The following is a 15,999-nucleotide window of genomic DNA, read 5'->3' on the forward strand; positions in this document are numbered from 1 at the left end:
ACATTGAAGCGCTTCATCTACTCATTCTTAATATTGCCTGCTTTGCTGTTTTTTCAGCCGGTACCTGCACAGGAGCCGACCTACAAAATAGGTTTTGTAAACACGGCTCGCGTGCTCAAAGAAGCACCGCAGGCACGCCGGGTCGAAGAGCGCCTCAAGGCGGAATTCGAGCCTCGTGAAGCCCAGTTAAAACAAAAACGCCAGGAAATTCTTGCACTTGAAGACCAGTTGAAATCGGATAGCACGCTAAGTGCCAACGCTCGCCGAAAGCTCGAACGTGAAATCAGGCTCAAGGTGAGCCAGTTGAAATTCCTCGAGCAGGAATTTCGTGAAGATCAGAATTTGCGACGTAACGAAGAGATTCGCGAGTTGCAGCAGGTCATTTCCAAGGTTCTAAAAATGCAGGGCGATGATCAAAAGTTCGATCTGATACTGACCGAAGGGGTCAGCTATGTCTCTGACCGGATCGATATTACCGCAGATACCATCGAAATGTTGAAGCAGATTTCAGAATCCGGCGAAGAAGCGCAATAGATTCTTCAACGATCTGCACTGATACCACGCCAGGACCAATCGCCACCAGATCATGAGTCTAAACCTGCAACAACTGGCCAAGATCCTGGAACTCGAGTATCGCGGTGAAGCCGGATTGGAGATCAACGGTGTTGCTTCTCCAAAGTCGGCACAGCCCGGCGAATTGTGTTTTATTCAGGATCGAAAATTCCTGGATGAAATCAGCACCAGTCACTGCAGCGTTGTTATTCTGCCGGCAGCACTCGCAGCGAAGCTTGAAAGCAAGTCGTTGTTGCTTTCCGAGAATCCTCAATACAGCTTTGTACAGGCGATAAAGGCGCTTGAGATCGAATCGACACATGACGCTACCAACAATATTCATCCGAGCGCATTAATAGCCGATAGCGCCAGCCTGGGCAGTGGGGTAAAAATCGGTGCCCAGGTTGTAATCGAGGATGATGTTGAGGTGGGCGCAGGAACCTCGATCGGGGCCGGTTCAATAATTGAAGCTGGAGTGGTTGTCGGGAACCAGTGCCTTTTGCATAGTCGTGTTACGTTGGGTCGATCGGTAACCCTGGGAGATCGTTGCATATTGCACCCAGGGGTAGTAATTGGTTCTGATGGCTTTGGGCTGGTGATGCATGAGCAGCGATGGGAAAAGATACCGCAACTCGGGAGCGTTTATATCGGGGGTGATGTCGAAATAGGTGCCAACACAACCGTTGATCGAGGTGCATTGGACGATACGATTATCGAGCATGGGTGCAAGCTCGATAACCAGATCCAGGTAGCCCATAACGTGCATATCGGCGCACATACTGCGATTGCAGCCTGCGTCGGAATTGCCGGCAGTGCAATTATTGGCAGCCACTGTAAGATTTCAGGAGCCGCGGTCGTGTTGGGGCACCTCAGCGTGGCGGATAATGTGACGATCACCGCGATGTCTCTGGTGACAAAAGATATCCGTGAACCAGGCGTTTACTCATCGGGTACACCGTTACTGGAAAATAGCCTTTGGCACCGTTGCAACGCGCGCTACAAATCGCTGGAAAAACTGGCGCAAACCGTGACCAGGCTTGATAAAACAGGCAAGTAACTTAAGGGCAGGCTGGATTAACTGAGGAACTGATTTGGAATTTGATATTCACAAGGTGATGGAATTGTTGCCGCATCGTTATCCGTTCTTATTGGTGGACCGGGTTAGCGAATTCAAGCAGGGGAAAAGTTTGACGGCGATCAAGAATGTTACGATCAACGAACCCTTTTTCCAGGGGCATTTTCCGGGCCATCCTATTATGCCTGGAGTCTTGATACTCGAAGCGATGGCACAGGCAACCGGGTTGCTCGCTTTTTCGTCGATGGGGGACGCGCATAAATCCAAGCTTTACATGCTTGTCGGCATTGACAAGGCTCGATTCAGAGGTCAGGTCGTTCCGGGTGATCAACTGGTATTGAGTATTTCTCTAAGTCGCAATATGCGAGGTATCGGCATGTATCAGTGCCATGCAAGCGTAAACGGGGAGGTCGTTGCCGAGGCTGAAATGATGTGTTCTGCCCAGGACCGTAATCCATGATCCACGAAACCGCTATTGTCGACGCCAGCGCACGCATTGCGCAGGACGTTGAAATTGGCGCCTATAGTATAGTCGGAGCGGACGTGGAGATTGCATCGGGAACCGTAATCGGCCCCCACGTTGTAATTATGGGCCCGAGCAACATAGGACGGGATAACCGTATTTTCCAGTTTTCGTCGGTTGGGGAAGCGCCGCAGGATAAAAAATATCAGGGTGAACAAACCAGGCTGGAACTTGGCGATCGTAACGTAATCCGCGAATTCGTGACTCTCAACCGCGGCACCGATGAAGGTAACGGGGTAACATTGATCGGTAGCGATAACCTTTTTATGGCCTATAGCCATGTTGCGCATGATTGCGTCGTTGGTGACCACACTGTTTTTGCCAACGCTGCCTCGCTGTCCGGGCATGTTGAGGTAGGAGACTATGCGACTCTGGGGGGATTTACCTCGGTGCACCAGTTTACCCGGATCGGAAGCAAGGCTTTTTGTGGCCTTGGCTCGGTTGTTACCCAGGATATCCCACCTTTTTCTACCGCGGCCGGAAATCGTGCCAGGGTTGTCGGAATTAACAAAGAGGGACTAAAAAGAAAAGGTTTTTCCGAGAATTTAATACGCGCCTTGCATAAATCATTTCGTGAACTGTTAAAATCTAAAGGATCTAAGCAGCAGGCATTTGAGAATTTGCAGCCTCTATGTGATCAGTACCCAGAGGTTAAAGAATTCGTCGATTTTGTTAAAAATAGTAAGAGAGGAATAGCCAGTTAGTGAGTTTCTCGAAATAGTATAATATTTAAAAAACGAGAACATCTGTAGCAACGAAGAGCACAATCATGAAAGTACCACCCCGAGTTTTGGGTATTGTTTACGCGGTTTTCCTGTCCATTCTGGTAGGCCAGGCCCAGGCGTTTGAAATCTTGCATTTCATCGAGGCGAAGGAGCATATCCAGGCATTGAAAAATGCCTCAGGACTAAAACTCACCGATGATGGTATCGTTTACCTAACCAGCCAGGAAAACGGAACCATTTTAAAGATTGCCGACGGCAAGATTGAAGCTAACGGTTTAGTACCCTCGGCATTTTCAGATTTCGATCTAGGCGGAATAGGAGTATTGCCTGATGGTAACCTTGTCGTCGTTAACGAAGGCTCGAGTCAGGTTGCTATTCTCAATTCGGACTTGAGACTGATCACCCGGTTCTCCCGGTCCGGTAGCAGTCCGGGTGAACTCAAAGCTCCCGGGCCGATCACCGCATCGATCAATAGGAATATTTATGTCGGTGATGTAAAAAACAGGCAAATCAGCGTATTTAACGATCAGGGTCTGTACTTGCATAGTTTTGGCAAGCATGATTCCAGCGTTGGCGAGCTACTAAAACCAACCCACGTCAGCATCGACGCCGAGGAAAACGTATACGTCCTCGAAGGCACGGATCGCCTGTCTATATTCGATTTGTATGGAAAGCTGATATCGCGGATCAAGTTCAGCGAGCTAAAAGAACTTTTCGGCAATGTTCCAGAAATAAGCGCGATGACTACGGACCTGAATGGAAATCTGTATCTCGGCGACCGGGTAAGCAATCGAATATCGATTTTTGACTGGCGCAAAAAAAAGATGCTGGACGTATTTGGAGTATTCGGTCAAGAACGTAGGCAATACCGTGATATCAGCTATCTATCTGTCAATGCGCTTGGACAACTCGCGGTACTCGACAAAATAAATAACAAAGTTGAGGTATATCAGCTGGATCAAACCCGTTTCAAGGCCCCGCTTGCCAGGGACAGGATAAAGATTGGTGCCAGGACTCAGGCATCGTGTGCGGTGGTCAAGGCTTTTATCGACGACAAAATCCTGTGCATCAAGCCAAATAACCAGGGTATCGTTATTTTAGGATCCGATGGCACGGAACTGGGCAGGTTTGCCGAATTAGCCAAGAAACCTTCTTCAATCGATGTTGGTGATCAAACAGTCGCGGTACTCGACAGGGATTATTTGCATGCCTTTTATCACGACGGCAAACATGTATTTTCGATTGGACGGCGTGGATCAGCGGCTGGAGATTTTAAGCAACCAAGTCATGTTTTCATACATGGCGGTTTATATTACGTTGCCGACAGGGGTAACAATCGGGTGCAGGTATTTGCTGCCGATGGAAAATTTCTCGAAGAAATCAAATCCCGTCAAGGTGAAGAGAGTCTTTTCATCGAAATCGGACCGATCGTAGTCGATAGTAAGCAAAATCTTTATGTTGCCGATGGCGGTACCCTGGGCAAAATCTATGTGATCAGTAAGGATCGAAGAAAGATCGCGACGATCGATATCGATAGTGGACCGATCCACAAGATAAACAAGTTTTACGGACTGGATATTGACAAGCAGGATAGACTCTATGCGCTCGCCAGTACCGAATTCAATGATTTCTCGGTGATCGTTTACAAAGAATTGAAGCCTTACCAGGTATTTGGTGCCGGAGGTGAAAATGGAACCGCGGCGTATTTTAAGCAGGCAACTTCGGTATCGGTGGATTCGGGTGCCAAAAACAGTGTCTACGTATACGATTCCGAATTACAAACGAACACTCGCTTCGATTTACTCGAATATCCCGATGCTGCCTTTGGATTAAGGATCTCGGCAGATAATACGTTGATCAAGCTTAAATGGAGTAGCAGTAAATCACCGCTTATTGCCTGGTATGAAATCCAGGGTGCTAAGGATAGCAAAGGGCCATTTGAGGCGATTTCAAATAGTTACGATCTAAATCAAACACTTTGGGTTAGCTCGGCAGGAAGTTATAGCTGGTTCAGGGTTGTGTCAGTGAGTGCGCATGAAATTAGGGCATCGCCATCGGCACCCAAGGAAAATTCATTCCAGAGAATTGCCTCGCTTTACCTTGCAGGTAATTTTGACGAAGTTGTCAGACTCGCGGATCGTTTGTTGACAATTGCACCAGACAATGCCGATGCGCGAAACATACTTGGTTTGAGCCTTTACCAGATAAAGGACTATACGCGGGCGATTACCGAGTTCAAGCAACTGGAAGCAGTTGAATCCTACCGCGACAAGGCGATTCGTTATCAGGTACTGGCCTTATACAATCTCGAGCAGTACCTCGATGCCCGCGAATTAATCGAAGCTCTGTTGGAACGAAACCCACCCGATGTGGAACCCTATATGATTTGCACCCGGATAAGCCTTGAACTCGCTGATGCGATAGGCGCTGTCGGCTGTGCCGAAGATGGCCTGGCGTTACATCCGGGAAATGTCGAGCTGCGGTATTTGCTGGGTCGAGCCTATATCGACGCGGGTTTGGCCGACAAGGGCCGAACGGCTTATCAGACCATTGTTAGAACCAATCCGGATGAGCATGAAATACGACTCAGAATTGCAATGGATTTTTACAACCTTGGCAGCTATGAGGATTCCCTTACCCAATATGAGGCGATACTCAGCGTACAACCCAAATCTGGCCAGGCGGCTGTCGGCAAGGCGAACGCTTTACTCAAGCTGGATCGTGATCAGGAGGCCAAGGCGATTGCACTGAAACTGTCTGGGAAGCAGGATACCAAAGGCGATGGTCATTATCTGCTGGGTAAAATTGCGGCAAAACAGGGTAATCACAAGGAGGCGATATTACGCTTAACCCGTGCTGGTAATGACAAGCCAGATCTCACAGATGTCTGGGTATCGCTTGCACGGTCTTATTCAGAAATCAATCAGCTCCCGAAGGCAGTAAAGGCTCTCGCTAAGGGCATCGGGCATAATCCCGAAGCCTTCGAGTTATACCTGCTTGCTGGCAAAATAGAACTTGAACGCCAGCAATACCCGGACGCCAACGTCTACCTCAATAAAGCAGTAGTGCTGCAACCCAATTCGTTGTTGGCACAGAAGTTATATGCGCAGGGACTGTTTGCGACTCGCAATTATCGAACCGCTAGGATCCATGCTGAAGCCGTTGCGCGTATGTCGCCCGAGGACATTGATGTACTGATGCTGCAGGCTGATATCGCCAATCAACAGGGCAAGATCGTTTCGGCTATTGAATTTCTGAAAACGGCGATCAACCTCGATCCGGCATCACCTGAACTTCAATATCGCATCGGTCGAGTTTATCAGGATGCCAACTTGTTCGATGCATCGCGCGAACATCTTGAAAAGGCTGCGGTCATGCGGTCGTCGTGGGCAGAACCCCATGCTGCCCTGGGCAATCTCTATCGTAAACGGCGCTTGTTTGATGAGGCGGTCATGGCCTTCGAAAAAGCGGTCGCACTGGATCCGTCAGTAGAAAATCGAGCGATCCTGAACGTGGCTTTTGCCGAACGCAAGAAGTCACTCGAATTCGCCAACAATGCACCCCAGCTATTGTTGTCGGATTTGAATCTGCAAAGGTTGTTCTCGGCTGCCTATAAAAAATACCAGGATCAGCCAATCGGCAGCGTGAAACTGAAAAATGCTGGAGCTACCGACTATAAAAACCTGAAATTATCGTTTGAGATAAAGGAGTTTATGGATTTCCCATCTTCAGTCGATATTGCGACGATCAAGGGAAACGAAATCCAGGAGATCCCGATCAAAGCGACCTTCAACAATAAGATCCTTGAAGTGGACGAAGACACCGGTGTTCAGGTGGAAGTCAAACTTGTTTACTCGCAAGATGGTCAGAAAGACGAGATATCGCTGACTCAGCCGATGACGATATATGGAAAGAATGCGATTATCTGGGGTGATCCGGCTATGGTTGGTTCATTCGTAACGCCAAAGGATGACACTCTTAGAAATTATGTACGCCAGGTAGCAAATGCCTTTGAACCAGATCCGGGTCCACTAAACAACAAACTGGTCTCGGCGATGGCGTTTTTTAGCAGCCTGACGGCGGCAGGAACCAGTTACATTATCGATCCCAATACCCCTTTTGCCGATTTACGCGACGATCAAATTGACTATGTGCAATTTCCGCGCGAAACCCTGCACCTGAAGAGCGGCGATTGTGATGATTTATCGGTATTGCTCTCCGCAGGCCTTGAAAACCTCGGCGTTAAAACCGCATTGATCGAGATACCCGGGCATTTATTCCTGATGTTTGATACCGGCATTGCCGCGAGCGACTCAGGTTTAATCAGCCAGGATAGCAGTTTAATTGCTTTCAAGGATGACAGGGTGTGGATACCGCTGGAAGCGACCATGATCAATACCAATTTCATCGAGGCCTGGGCTGAGGGCGCGAACAAATACCAGGCGGCGCTGGCAGCGGGTGAGCTCAGTATCATTGATCTGGAACAAGCCTGGCAGGAATATAAACCGGTAACCCTGCGCAAGGCCAGCTATTCGATCAAAATGCCCGAAAAGAGGCGTACCGAAACCCTGGTAAAACAGGCGCGAAACGAATTATTGATAAAAAGCATCGATCGCCTGGTATTGCCTTACAAAACCATGGTGGCCAATGACCCCAGTAATATTAAGGCGCGCTTGCAGATCGCTATTCTTTATGCCCGTTATGGTCTATATAAAGATGCAGAGATAGCGTTTGAAGCGCTGGATGAGCTTGCACCGGACAATAGTGCGGTGAAGACCAACCAGGGTAACCTGTACTTCCTGCAGCAGGCGTATGACAAGGCGATTGAGAATTATTCGCGGGCGGCTGAACTGGACAGTGACGATGGTGGTATCTGGATCAACCTGGCAATGGCGCAGTACAAGGCTGGCGATTTAAAGCAGGCGAAAACCAGTTACGAGAGGGCGATTCAGTTGAACGCAGATCTGAAAAAAGAGTATGATGCGTTTAGTAAACTTCTGAGCCAATAGGAACTAAAATTGTGAAGAAAATTGTGACTATATTATTGTTTGTTGGCGTTTTTGCTTTCAACCTGCCAACTATCGCCCAGGCGGCGACTACGATTAACGAAACCAGCTCCCATAGCGTGTTCAAGGGTTTGTTTAAATCGGTATGGACCCATCTGAAGTCATATAATCCAACTCAAAAGCAGTCTGCCAAATCGACCCAGACCTACGTCGCGGGAATTCGGGGTGCAGAATCGACCGATACGCTATTGAAACCCTATTGGAAAGCTGATTTAACCCAGGACGAGCGTTTTCAGGCGGAACTGGAAGATTTCAGCCAGGCGCAGAATATGATGGACGAAGGTGAACTGGAATCGGCCGTGGAACTGTTTGACGGTTTTCTCAGCACCTATCGACAAAGCGCCATGCGCCCGAATGCCCTGTTTGGTAAGGGTATCAGCCTGGCCGGCCTGGGTCAGAAACAAAAGTCCCGGGCTATCATGCGGCAATTCATCGACGAAAACCCAAATCATCCGCTGCGCAAGGATGCCGGACAGGTTATCAAGCAACTGAATTGAACCGTACGGCCGGAAAGGGCTGCTAGCCAAAATCAGGGGATTTCCCCTATCATACCGGCGTGAATATTCTCGCCATCGATACTTCCACCGAGGCCTGCTCCGCCGCGTTGTTACGCGACGATGGCGTGATTTTTCACGAATTTGAAATTGCTCCGCGCCGGCACATGCGGCTGTTACCCGAAATGATGGACCGGGTGATCACCACGTCTGACCTGCAAAAGTCGATGCTTTCGCATTGTGCTTTCAGTAATGGCCCGGGCGCGTTTACCGGTATTCGTATTGCCGCCGCTCAGGCCCAGGGAATTGCGCTCGCGTTAAACATACCGCTGGTACCCGTTTCAACACTGGCGGTTCTGGCGCAGGTTTGCCTGGATCGAACCGACTACGATAGTACGCTGGTAGCGCTGGACGCGCGGATGCAGGAGTTATACTGGGCTGTTTATCATCGAGGCGGGGACGGTTGTGCCGAGCTCGTTGGAACGGAGCGGTTAAGCAGCTTAAGCGAGGTTGTAATCGATTCGGCAATCGAATTCGGTGGTGGACATGGCTGGCTCGACGCGTTACGCGATAGTGTCGTGTTTCCAGTTGATAGCGGATTATTGCCCGATGCGAGGTCACTACTCAAGCTTGCAAAACAAGCGATCGATCGGGGTCTCGTGGTTGATGCAGGCCGGATCAATATCAATTACCTTCGCAACCAGGTTGCCGAAAAAGCTCGACCTTGATGATGCATGAGCCGGTATTTCCCTATGGCCCGGTGGTTGCAAGCGCTGTTTTCAAATCCAGGCCCGGTGACTTCGAGGTAAGCGAGGAACTCGGATTCGAACCCGCAGGAGAGGGTGAGCACCTCTTCCTGCTGGTTGAAAAGAGTGGACTTAGCACGCGGGAACTGATTGACTGTATCGCGAGGGATTACTCGCTCGATCCAAAATTAATCGGATACAGTGGACTCAAGGATAAGCACGCGCTCACCCGTCAATGGCTAAGCTTGCATTTGCCGGGTAAAAGTCCGGCATGCGGGTTGATTGAAGGTAGCGGATACCAGGTTTTAAAACAGGCCCGACACACCCGCAAACTGCGCCCGGGAAGCCACAGCTACAACGCTTTCAAGGTACGATTACACGACGTCGTCGACTTTTCTGAACCAGCCCGTGAACAACTTGACGCAATCGCCGGGCGGGGATTTGCAAACTATTTTGGGACACAGCGATTTGGTCGCCGGCAGGACAACGTCAAACTGGCGCTCAACGAATTACCTCGCCGCAGGCTAAAACGGTCCCGCAGGAGCCTGCTGATATCGGCATTGCGCAGTTACCTGTTTAACCGGGTTCTGGCCCAGCGTATTCACCTCGGGCATTGGGATCTGCCGTTGAACGGAGATGTATTCATGTTGCGCGGAACGCACTCGATATTCACTGATACGCTCGATGATACACTGTTCGATAGATACCGGCTGCTGGATATTGCGTGTACCGGAAGCCTTTACGGCACTGGCCAAAACCTGTTGAGCGGAGAACCCCGTTCGATCGAGGCACGGGTTTATGCTGAATGTGAAGAAATCACGAGCTGTCTCGATCAGCAGGGCGCGAAATTACAGATGCGCGCCTTGCGTGCCGTGGTCGATAACTTCAGTTATGACTACGATGCCGGGAACCGATCGCTGCTATTACAGGCGGATCTACCGTCCGGATGCTATATGACCACGTTACTCGAACATTTCATCAAGGCCCGGGACGTCAGCTAGGCAATTTTCGATAAACACAGAACCAGCCTTCGGATTCGCGATCTTTGTAGTAACTGCCTATTTCACAACTGACCTGGTGCGCGGTACCTGCAGCCACCAGGGACTCCAGTTTCGATTCGAATCCCATCGACTCCCAGAGATCCTGGTGGATCGTGCAGGCCAGAATGCCGCCTGGTTTCAATATTCGAAATATTTCGTCGAGGGGTTCCGGACCCACGTGACCATGGGTAAAGGTCCCCGATGAAATGACCGCGTCATAGCTCGCGTCATCGCGTTCCAACTTGTGGTTGATATCACCAACCAGCAGCTCACGGTAGATGCCGCGTTCACCGGCGACACGCACCATGTCGGGCGAGAGATCGATGCCATCAAGGTTGGTATATCCTTTTTCTGCCAGATACACACAGGTTAAGCCGGTGCCGCAACCGACATCGAATACTTCCGAATCGGTATCGGGCAGGTTATCGCACAGTTGCCGGGCAATTTTCGTTGGCGATGTGTAGCCGAGCTCATCGAGCATCTGGTGATCATAGTCGGCGGCCCATTTCCGGTAGAACTCGACCATACTGGCCTCGTCATCCAGATGATAGGCGGCGTCGACGAATTCACTGGGTCCTTTAGGATCAGGCATGCTGCATGACTTTTAAAGACAGCTCAGAATAGTCTGCGCATCACTGATTTCGAATTGCTTGGGTGCTTCCACGTTCAACACTTCAACCACGTTGTCGTTGACTACCATTGCGTAGCGCTGTGAACGGAGTCCCATACCTGCTGCATCGAGGTCGAGTTCGAGGCCCACGGCGCGTGTAAAATGGGCACTGCCGTCTGCCAGCATCATGACGCAGTCATCGGCATTATGTTCTCTGCCCCAGGCATCCATGACAAAGGCGTCATTGACCGAGAGACACACAATCAGGTCGACGCCCTTAGCAAACAGCTCATCCGAGGCGACGACGTAACCCGGCAGATGGGATGCCGAGCAGGTTGGTGTGTATGCGCCGGGAAGTGCGAACAGAACCACTTTTTTACCGGCGCACAGCTCGCCGGTGTTAATTGTTTCGATGCCGCTGTCGGTCTTGTGCTGTACATCGACCGCGGGTAATCTGTCGCCCACCTGGATTGTCATATTCGACTCCTTTTTGATAAATTGTTGAACCGTGATACTACCTTGAAATCCGGTAATTCCCAACGATAATGGATGCCCTTATGCAGCAACCTGATCTGCTCAAACATCGTGGTCACTGGATCTTTGACCTGGACGGTACCCTGACCGTGAGCGCGCACGATTTTGACCACATACGCCGCGAACTGGGACTGGCACCGGAGACACCGATCCTAGAAGCCCTGCATGCCATGCCGGAAGGCGAGGCTGAACCGTTATGGGATTCCCTGAACGAGCTCGAGTTCTATTATGCGGGTAAGGCCTCCGTGATGCAGGGCGCCAGTGATTTGCTGGAGAAATTGCATGATAATGGTCGCCAGCTGGCAATCCTGACGCGCAATACCATGCCGGTCGTCAAGCAGACCTTGCAGGCCTGTAAGATCGATCACTTTTTTCCGCTGCATCACATTCTGGATCGCGACGCCTGCATGCCGAAACCGTCACCGGATGGCGTCAGGCAATTGCTGGATCTGTGGCAGGCCGAAGCGGACGATACTGTAATGGTCGGCGATTATCTGTATGATCTTGAAGCTGGCAAGGGCGCGGGTGTGGCGACGGTACACCTGGATACCCGCGGCGATGTAGACTGGTCTGAATTTACCGATATCCGGGTTGAAGAACTCGGTGAGCTGATAGAGTACCTATGAAAAATATAACAAGTCTGGTTGCGGTTGTGTTCACAGTGCTGGCGCTAGCGGGTTGCTCGGAAAAGGACTTGCGGCAGGCTTATGAAATCATTACCGATAGCACCGAAGACGTGCCGCTGACGAAAACCGAGGTCGCGGCTGCGCTCAAGGATTCGCTTTCACAGGGAATTTCGAAGGGCGCTCTTATTGCATCGGCCAGAGACGGTTATTATGGCAATCCGCGGCTAAAAATCGAGTTTCCCCCCGAAGTCAGCAAGGTGGAAGAGGCTCTGCGAAAAATCGGCCTGGGCAATGATGTCGATCGATTTGTCAAGCAGCTCAACCGTGGTGCGGAAAAAGCCGCGACCAAAGCCAAGCCGATATTTATAAAAGCGATAACTTCGATGACCATTCAAGATGCCTTCGAGATATTAAACGGTGCGGATGACGCGGCAACACAGTACCTGGTACGGACCACGGGTGGTGAGCTGCGCCGGCAATTTCTACCGATTGTCAGTGACACGCTGCAGCAGACCAAGGCAACTCGATACTACGGCGATATCGTTAACAAGTATAACCAGTTGCCACTGGTGGACGATGTGGATCCTGATCTTGAGTCTTATGCGACCGACCGGGCGATAGCGGGGCTTTTTGTGTTAATTGCGGACGAAGAAGGCAGGATTCGCGCCAATCCCGCGGCACGTACCACCGAGCTATTGCGGCGTGTTTTTGGCAGCCTGGATTAGCGCCGAATTTGCCATAACCGGTCGGTCTGCTCGATCCATGTTTACACTGGTGTCGCTATTCCTTGATCGCAATCGAACCGACGACAGGTTGCTCCAGTTTCAGGTAGTCGCCACAGTCCATGCGCAATATCTGTTCATGTGAACCCGCATTGAAACAGAGGTCGTCGACCTCGGTCACCATTTCATCGACAAATACCCGCACATCGTAAAGTGATCCAAACGGTGGCATGGCACCCACCTCGCAATCCGGGAAAAGTGATCTGAATTCATCCTCGGTGGCCAGTCGGGCCATGTTTGCTCCCGCAAGGCTCCTGAGTGCGGCAATATCGACGTGACGCGATGCCGAAACCACAGCCATGACTTTTTCACCATCGAGGTCGACGATGATCGTTTTGGCAAACTCGCGCCTGGGTATAAAAGTTGAAGCTGCCGTTTCGCGCGCTGTATAAGCAGGAGAGTGGTTAATACTGATATATTTAATTTTGTTGTCGTCGAGCTTTTGCTTCAATATTTGCGCAGGCATTGAATATAACCCCCCTTTTTAATTGATAAAGGCATAATGGCAAAAAACAATTCTAACAAACTGACCAGTATCAAAGTCGTTGGCTAAATCGACTACTGCAAGCAGCTGATCCGGCTAGCCCTCGACAGCTGTTTCCTGCTGCAGGAAACTTTGCATGGTTTCGCGCATTTTGAATTTTTGCAGTTTCCCGGTTACTGTCATTGGAAATTCATCAACAAAACGGATGTATTCTGGAATCTTGAAATGCGCGATTCTATCTTTACAGAAAGCGCGTATCTCGTCCTCGGTGGCGTTTTGCCCCGAATGCATTTGGACCCAGGCTGCGACCTGCTCTCCGAGACGTTCGTCGGGTACTCCGAATACCGCAACTTCGGCAATTTTCGGGTGGCTGAACAAAAAGTCTTCAATTTCTCGCGGGTAAATATTCTCACCACCACGGATGATCATCTCCTTGCGACGCCCGGTAATGCGAATGTATCCGTCTACGTCCATGGTGCCAAGGTCACCGGAGTATAACCAGCCCGCCGGATCGATGGCTTGAGCCGTTTTATCCGGTTCATCGTAATAGCCGCGCATGACGTGGTATCCGCGAAAACAGATCTCGCCGATCTCACCCAGCGCTACGGTAGCACCGGTCTTGGTATCGACGACCTTGACTTCCTGGTGGGGCAGGTTATGCCCGACAGTTTCGATACGCCGCTCAAAACTGTCGTCGCCCGTGGTCAGGTGGGTCAGGGGTGATGCCTCGGTTTCACCGTAACCGATCAGGATCCCACTGCAGTGCATCTCCTCGATCACGCGGGTCATCAGTTCGGGCGGGCAGGGCGCTCCCGCTATGATTCCGGTGCGTAAGCTGGAGAGATCGAATCTTTCGAATTCAGGGTGTTCGAGTATTTCGATAAACATGGTCGGTACACCATGGATTGCGCTGCAACGTTCAGAAGTAATTGCCTCAAGTACCCGTTTCGCGTCGAAATGCTCACTACCGATAACCACACAGGCGCCAACTGAAAAACACAGCAAGTTTGCGAGTACCATACCAAAGCAGTGGTAGAAAGGTACTGGAACAACAAGCCGATCGCGTTCATCGAGATACATCGATTGGGCGCTGAACCAGGCGTTATTGAGAATATTGTGATGCGTCAGCATTACCGCCTTGGGGAAGCCGGTGGTGCCGGAGGTGTACTGGATATTGATGACGTCATCCCGATCCAGCGCTGCACTCAGCTGCTGTAATTTCTCCTCGGAGAATGTTTCAGCGGCCAGGATCAGGTCCTGCCACGGGGTAAATCCGGGCGCGGGCGATTCCGTATTTTCGGCATTGGCGGGATCAAACAGGAACACACGTGAAAGATTCGGAAAGGTCTTTGAGTCGATTTCTGGCCCGGCATTCCTTATTTCGGGGATAAGTTCCAGTAGCATCGCGACATAGTCACTACTGCGGAAGCTAGGGATAACAAATAACCCCTGCAGCTTTGATTGTTGCAGTACATAGCTTAATTCCTGTAATCGATAGGCAGGATTGATATTGACCAGGATAACACCAATACGTGCCGTTGCCATTTGTACCAGCAGCCACTCGATATTATTCGTTGACCAGAGGCCGATGCGATCCCCCCGGCCGAAGCCGAGACTTGCCATTCCACGCGCCAGCCGGTCGACGGCTTCGCTGAGCTCCCGGTAATTCAGGCGACGTTGCTGTGGTAAAGAGACTACCGCTTCCCGGTCGGAAAAGCGCCCTACGATAGACAGGAAATGCTCGGCGATTGTCGTCCCGAGCAATGGATGCTCGCCACCACGGTGAAAGTAGCTTTTAGCGATTGCATTCATTTACTCTCTACACGAACCCAGTAATCATCAACGCGCGCCTGGATTTCCGCGATGCCCGGTTCGTCTCGCTTTGGTTCAAACAGGTGTCGAAAGCGTCCCTGTAGTTTAAGGTATTCATCGACGGATTTGCGTTGTTTCGGAATCTTGGTATGTCGCACTTTGCCATCGATATATTCCTTTAGCGGCCAGATGCCGGTCTGTACTGCGAGTCGCCCGATTTCCACGCTGAGTTCGGGATCGTAGTCCCAACCGGTAGGGCAGGGTGCCAGCGAGATCAACATTCGTGGACCCGACATGGTTTGGAGCCGTTCTATTTTTTTCGCCAGGTCGAGCGGTTCGGCGCCGATGACCGTGGCGACATAGGCTGGATTATGAGCTGCCCAGATAGCGAACAGGTCTTTCTTGTAGCCGGGGTAGCCATGAGATCCTTTGCTGGTCGAGGTCAGTGCGGCGTGCGGGGTGGCGGCGGAGTATTGCTGACCGGTGTTACCATAGCCTTCATTATCGTAACACAGGTAGATGAAATCGAGATTGCGGTCCATCGCGCCGGAGGTGGCAGACATTCCCATTCCATAAGCAGTACCATCGCCGGTGACTACAACCACTTCGACATTTTCGTCCGCGGACAACTTGTTCTTTTGCATCAGGATATCGAACGCATCACGGACGCCCTGGGCACCGGCCGGCGCTGATGCCATCGAAGTGTAAAGCCAGCCTCCGCGAAACGGTGTAAAGGGGTATACCGACAATAGTGTCATGCAACCAGCCGCGTTGACGAATACCGTGTTGTGACCAAGAATATCGTACATCGTGTGCAGGGTTTCGAGGCCGCCACAACCTGCGCACATCGGGGTGCCGGTCCCGAGCAGATGGGTGGAGGGCATATCCTTCATGCGGTGGAAGTGAACGGGTGATTGCTTGATCATAACA

Annotated in this window: 15 protein-coding genes; 10 read left to right on the top strand and 5 right to left on the bottom strand. The window is 50.9% G+C overall.

Annotated features, from left to right (window positions below; all coding sequences use genetic code 11):
- Window positions 1-3 precede the first annotated feature (3 nt).
- The 8 genes from OES20_06950 to OES20_06985 all read left to right on the top strand — a co-directional run bounded on the left by OES20_06950 (window position 4) and on the right by OES20_06985 (window position 10,182).
- Window positions 4-534, top strand: a complete 531-nt coding sequence (locus OES20_06950) for an OmpH family outer membrane protein (protein ID MDH3634427.1) — start codon at window positions 4-6, stop codon at window positions 532-534.
- 52 nt (window positions 535-586) lie between these two features.
- Window positions 587-1,609 (top strand): UDP-3-O-(3-hydroxymyristoyl)glucosamine N-acyltransferase, encoded by a 1,023-nt coding sequence (gene lpxD / locus OES20_06955; GenBank protein ID MDH3634428.1) that lies wholly within the window; start codon window positions 587-589, stop codon window positions 1,607-1,609.
- A 34-nt stretch (window positions 1,610-1,643) separates the two neighbouring features.
- The gene (fabZ, locus tag OES20_06960; GenBank protein MDH3634429.1) at window positions 1,644-2,087 is read left to right on the top strand and encodes a 3-hydroxyacyl-ACP dehydratase FabZ; all 444 of its coding nucleotides are present in this window, start codon (window positions 1,644-1,646) and stop codon (window positions 2,085-2,087) included.
- Window positions 2,084-2,854, top strand: a complete 771-nt coding sequence (gene lpxA, locus OES20_06965; protein ID MDH3634430.1) for an acyl-ACP--UDP-N-acetylglucosamine O-acyltransferase — start codon at window positions 2,084-2,086, stop codon at window positions 2,852-2,854. Before fabZ ends, lpxA begins: the two co-directional genes overlap by 4 nt.
- Before the next feature lie 65 nt (window positions 2,855-2,919).
- On the top strand, window positions 2,920-7,884 hold the full coding sequence (locus OES20_06970; protein MDH3634431.1) for a tetratricopeptide repeat protein: 4,965 nt from the start codon (window positions 2,920-2,922) through the stop codon (window positions 7,882-7,884).
- Between the two features lie 23 nt (window positions 7,885-7,907).
- Window positions 7,908-8,438 carry a hypothetical protein gene (locus tag OES20_06975; protein MDH3634432.1) on the top strand — a complete coding sequence of 177 codons (531 nt, stop codon included), beginning with the start codon at window positions 7,908-7,910 and terminating at the stop codon, window positions 8,436-8,438.
- A 59-nt stretch (window positions 8,439-8,497) separates the two neighbouring features.
- Window positions 8,498-9,163: a tRNA (adenosine(37)-N6)-threonylcarbamoyltransferase complex dimerization subunit type 1 TsaB gene (gene tsaB / locus OES20_06980; protein ID MDH3634433.1), complete on the top strand. Its 666-nt coding sequence runs from the start codon at window positions 8,498-8,500 to the stop codon at window positions 9,161-9,163.
- Complete coding sequence (locus tag OES20_06985; GenBank protein MDH3634434.1) at window positions 9,163-10,182, top strand: tRNA pseudouridine(13) synthase TruD; 1,020 nt, start codon at window positions 9,163-9,165, stop codon at window positions 10,180-10,182. Before tsaB ends, OES20_06985 begins: the two co-directional genes overlap by 1 nt.
- Here the strand turns inward: OES20_06985 and OES20_06990 are convergent.
- Entirely contained in the window at window positions 10,175-10,813 is a 639-nt protein-coding gene (locus OES20_06990) for a class I SAM-dependent methyltransferase (GenBank protein ID MDH3634435.1), read from the bottom strand. The two genes, OES20_06985 and OES20_06990, sit on opposite strands and share 8 nt — an antisense overlap.
- Window positions 10,814-10,825: 12 nt before the next feature.
- A complete protein-coding gene (locus tag OES20_06995; GenBank protein MDH3634436.1) occupies window positions 10,826-11,308 on the bottom strand; it encodes a peroxiredoxin in 483 nt (160 codons plus the stop codon).
- Between the two features lie 80 nt (window positions 11,309-11,388).
- Between OES20_06995 and OES20_07000 the strand changes: the two genes are divergently transcribed.
- Window positions 11,389-11,991 carry an HAD family hydrolase gene (locus OES20_07000; GenBank protein MDH3634437.1) on the top strand — a complete coding sequence of 201 codons (603 nt, stop codon included), beginning with the start codon at window positions 11,389-11,391 and terminating at the stop codon, window positions 11,989-11,991.
- A complete protein-coding gene (locus OES20_07005; protein ID MDH3634438.1) occupies window positions 11,988-12,716 on the top strand; it encodes a DUF4197 domain-containing protein in 729 nt (242 codons plus the stop codon). Before OES20_07000 ends, OES20_07005 begins: the two co-directional genes overlap by 4 nt.
- A 55-nt stretch (window positions 12,717-12,771) precedes the next feature.
- Here the strand turns inward: OES20_07005 and OES20_07010 are convergent, their stop codons facing one another.
- The 3 genes from OES20_07010 to OES20_07020 all read right to left on the bottom strand — a co-directional run bounded on the left by OES20_07010 (window position 12,772) and on the right by OES20_07020 (window position 15,995).
- Window positions 12,772-13,239, bottom strand: coding sequence for a YbaK/EbsC family protein (locus tag OES20_07010; protein ID MDH3634439.1), 468 nt, complete (start codon window positions 13,237-13,239; stop codon window positions 12,772-12,774).
- Between the two features lie 114 nt (window positions 13,240-13,353).
- Window positions 13,354-15,069: an AMP-binding protein gene (locus OES20_07015; GenBank protein MDH3634440.1), complete on the bottom strand. Its 1,716-nt coding sequence runs from the start codon at window positions 15,067-15,069 to the stop codon at window positions 13,354-13,356.
- Window positions 15,066-15,995, bottom strand: coding sequence for a thiamine pyrophosphate-dependent enzyme (locus tag OES20_07020; GenBank protein ID MDH3634441.1), 930 nt, complete (start codon window positions 15,993-15,995; stop codon window positions 15,066-15,068). Before OES20_07020 ends, OES20_07015 begins: the two co-directional genes overlap by 4 nt.
- Between the last annotated feature and the right edge of the window lie 4 nt (window positions 15,996-15,999).

The organism is Gammaproteobacteria bacterium (assembly GCA_029862005.1).
Classification (GTDB): domain Bacteria; phylum Pseudomonadota; class Gammaproteobacteria.

Excerpts from the sequence above, each read along its gene's own strand:
- lpxD (MDH3634428.1), top strand. The coding sequence starts at position 587 with ATGAGTCTAAACCTGCAACAACTGGCCAAGATCCTGGAACTCGAGTAT.
- lpxA (MDH3634430.1), top strand. The coding sequence starts at position 2,084 with ATGATCCACGAAACCGCTATTGTCGACGCCAGCGCACGCATTGCGCAG.
- OES20_06970 (MDH3634431.1), top strand. The coding sequence starts at position 2,920 with ATGAAAGTACCACCCCGAGTTTTGGGTATTGTTTACGCGGTTTTCCTG.
- OES20_06985 (MDH3634434.1), top strand. The coding sequence starts at position 9,163 with ATGATGCATGAGCCGGTATTTCCCTATGGCCCGGTGGTTGCAAGCGCT.
- OES20_06990 (MDH3634435.1), bottom strand. The coding sequence starts at position 10,813 with ATGCCTGATCCTAAAGGACCCAGTGAATTCGTCGACGCCGCCTATCAT.
- OES20_06995 (MDH3634436.1), bottom strand. The coding sequence starts at position 11,308 with ATGACAATCCAGGTGGGCGACAGATTACCCGCGGTCGATGTACAGCAC.
- OES20_07000 (MDH3634437.1), top strand. The coding sequence starts at position 11,389 with ATGCAGCAACCTGATCTGCTCAAACATCGTGGTCACTGGATCTTTGAC.
- OES20_07005 (MDH3634438.1), top strand. The coding sequence starts at position 11,988 with ATGAAAAATATAACAAGTCTGGTTGCGGTTGTGTTCACAGTGCTGGCG.
- OES20_07010 (MDH3634439.1), bottom strand. The coding sequence starts at position 13,239 with ATGCCTGCGCAAATATTGAAGCAAAAGCTCGACGACAACAAAATTAAA.
- OES20_07015 (MDH3634440.1), bottom strand. The coding sequence starts at position 15,069 with ATGAATGCAATCGCTAAAAGCTACTTTCACCGTGGTGGCGAGCATCCA.
- OES20_07020 (MDH3634441.1), bottom strand. The coding sequence starts at position 15,995 with ATGATCAAGCAATCACCCGTTCACTTCCACCGCATGAAGGATATGCCC.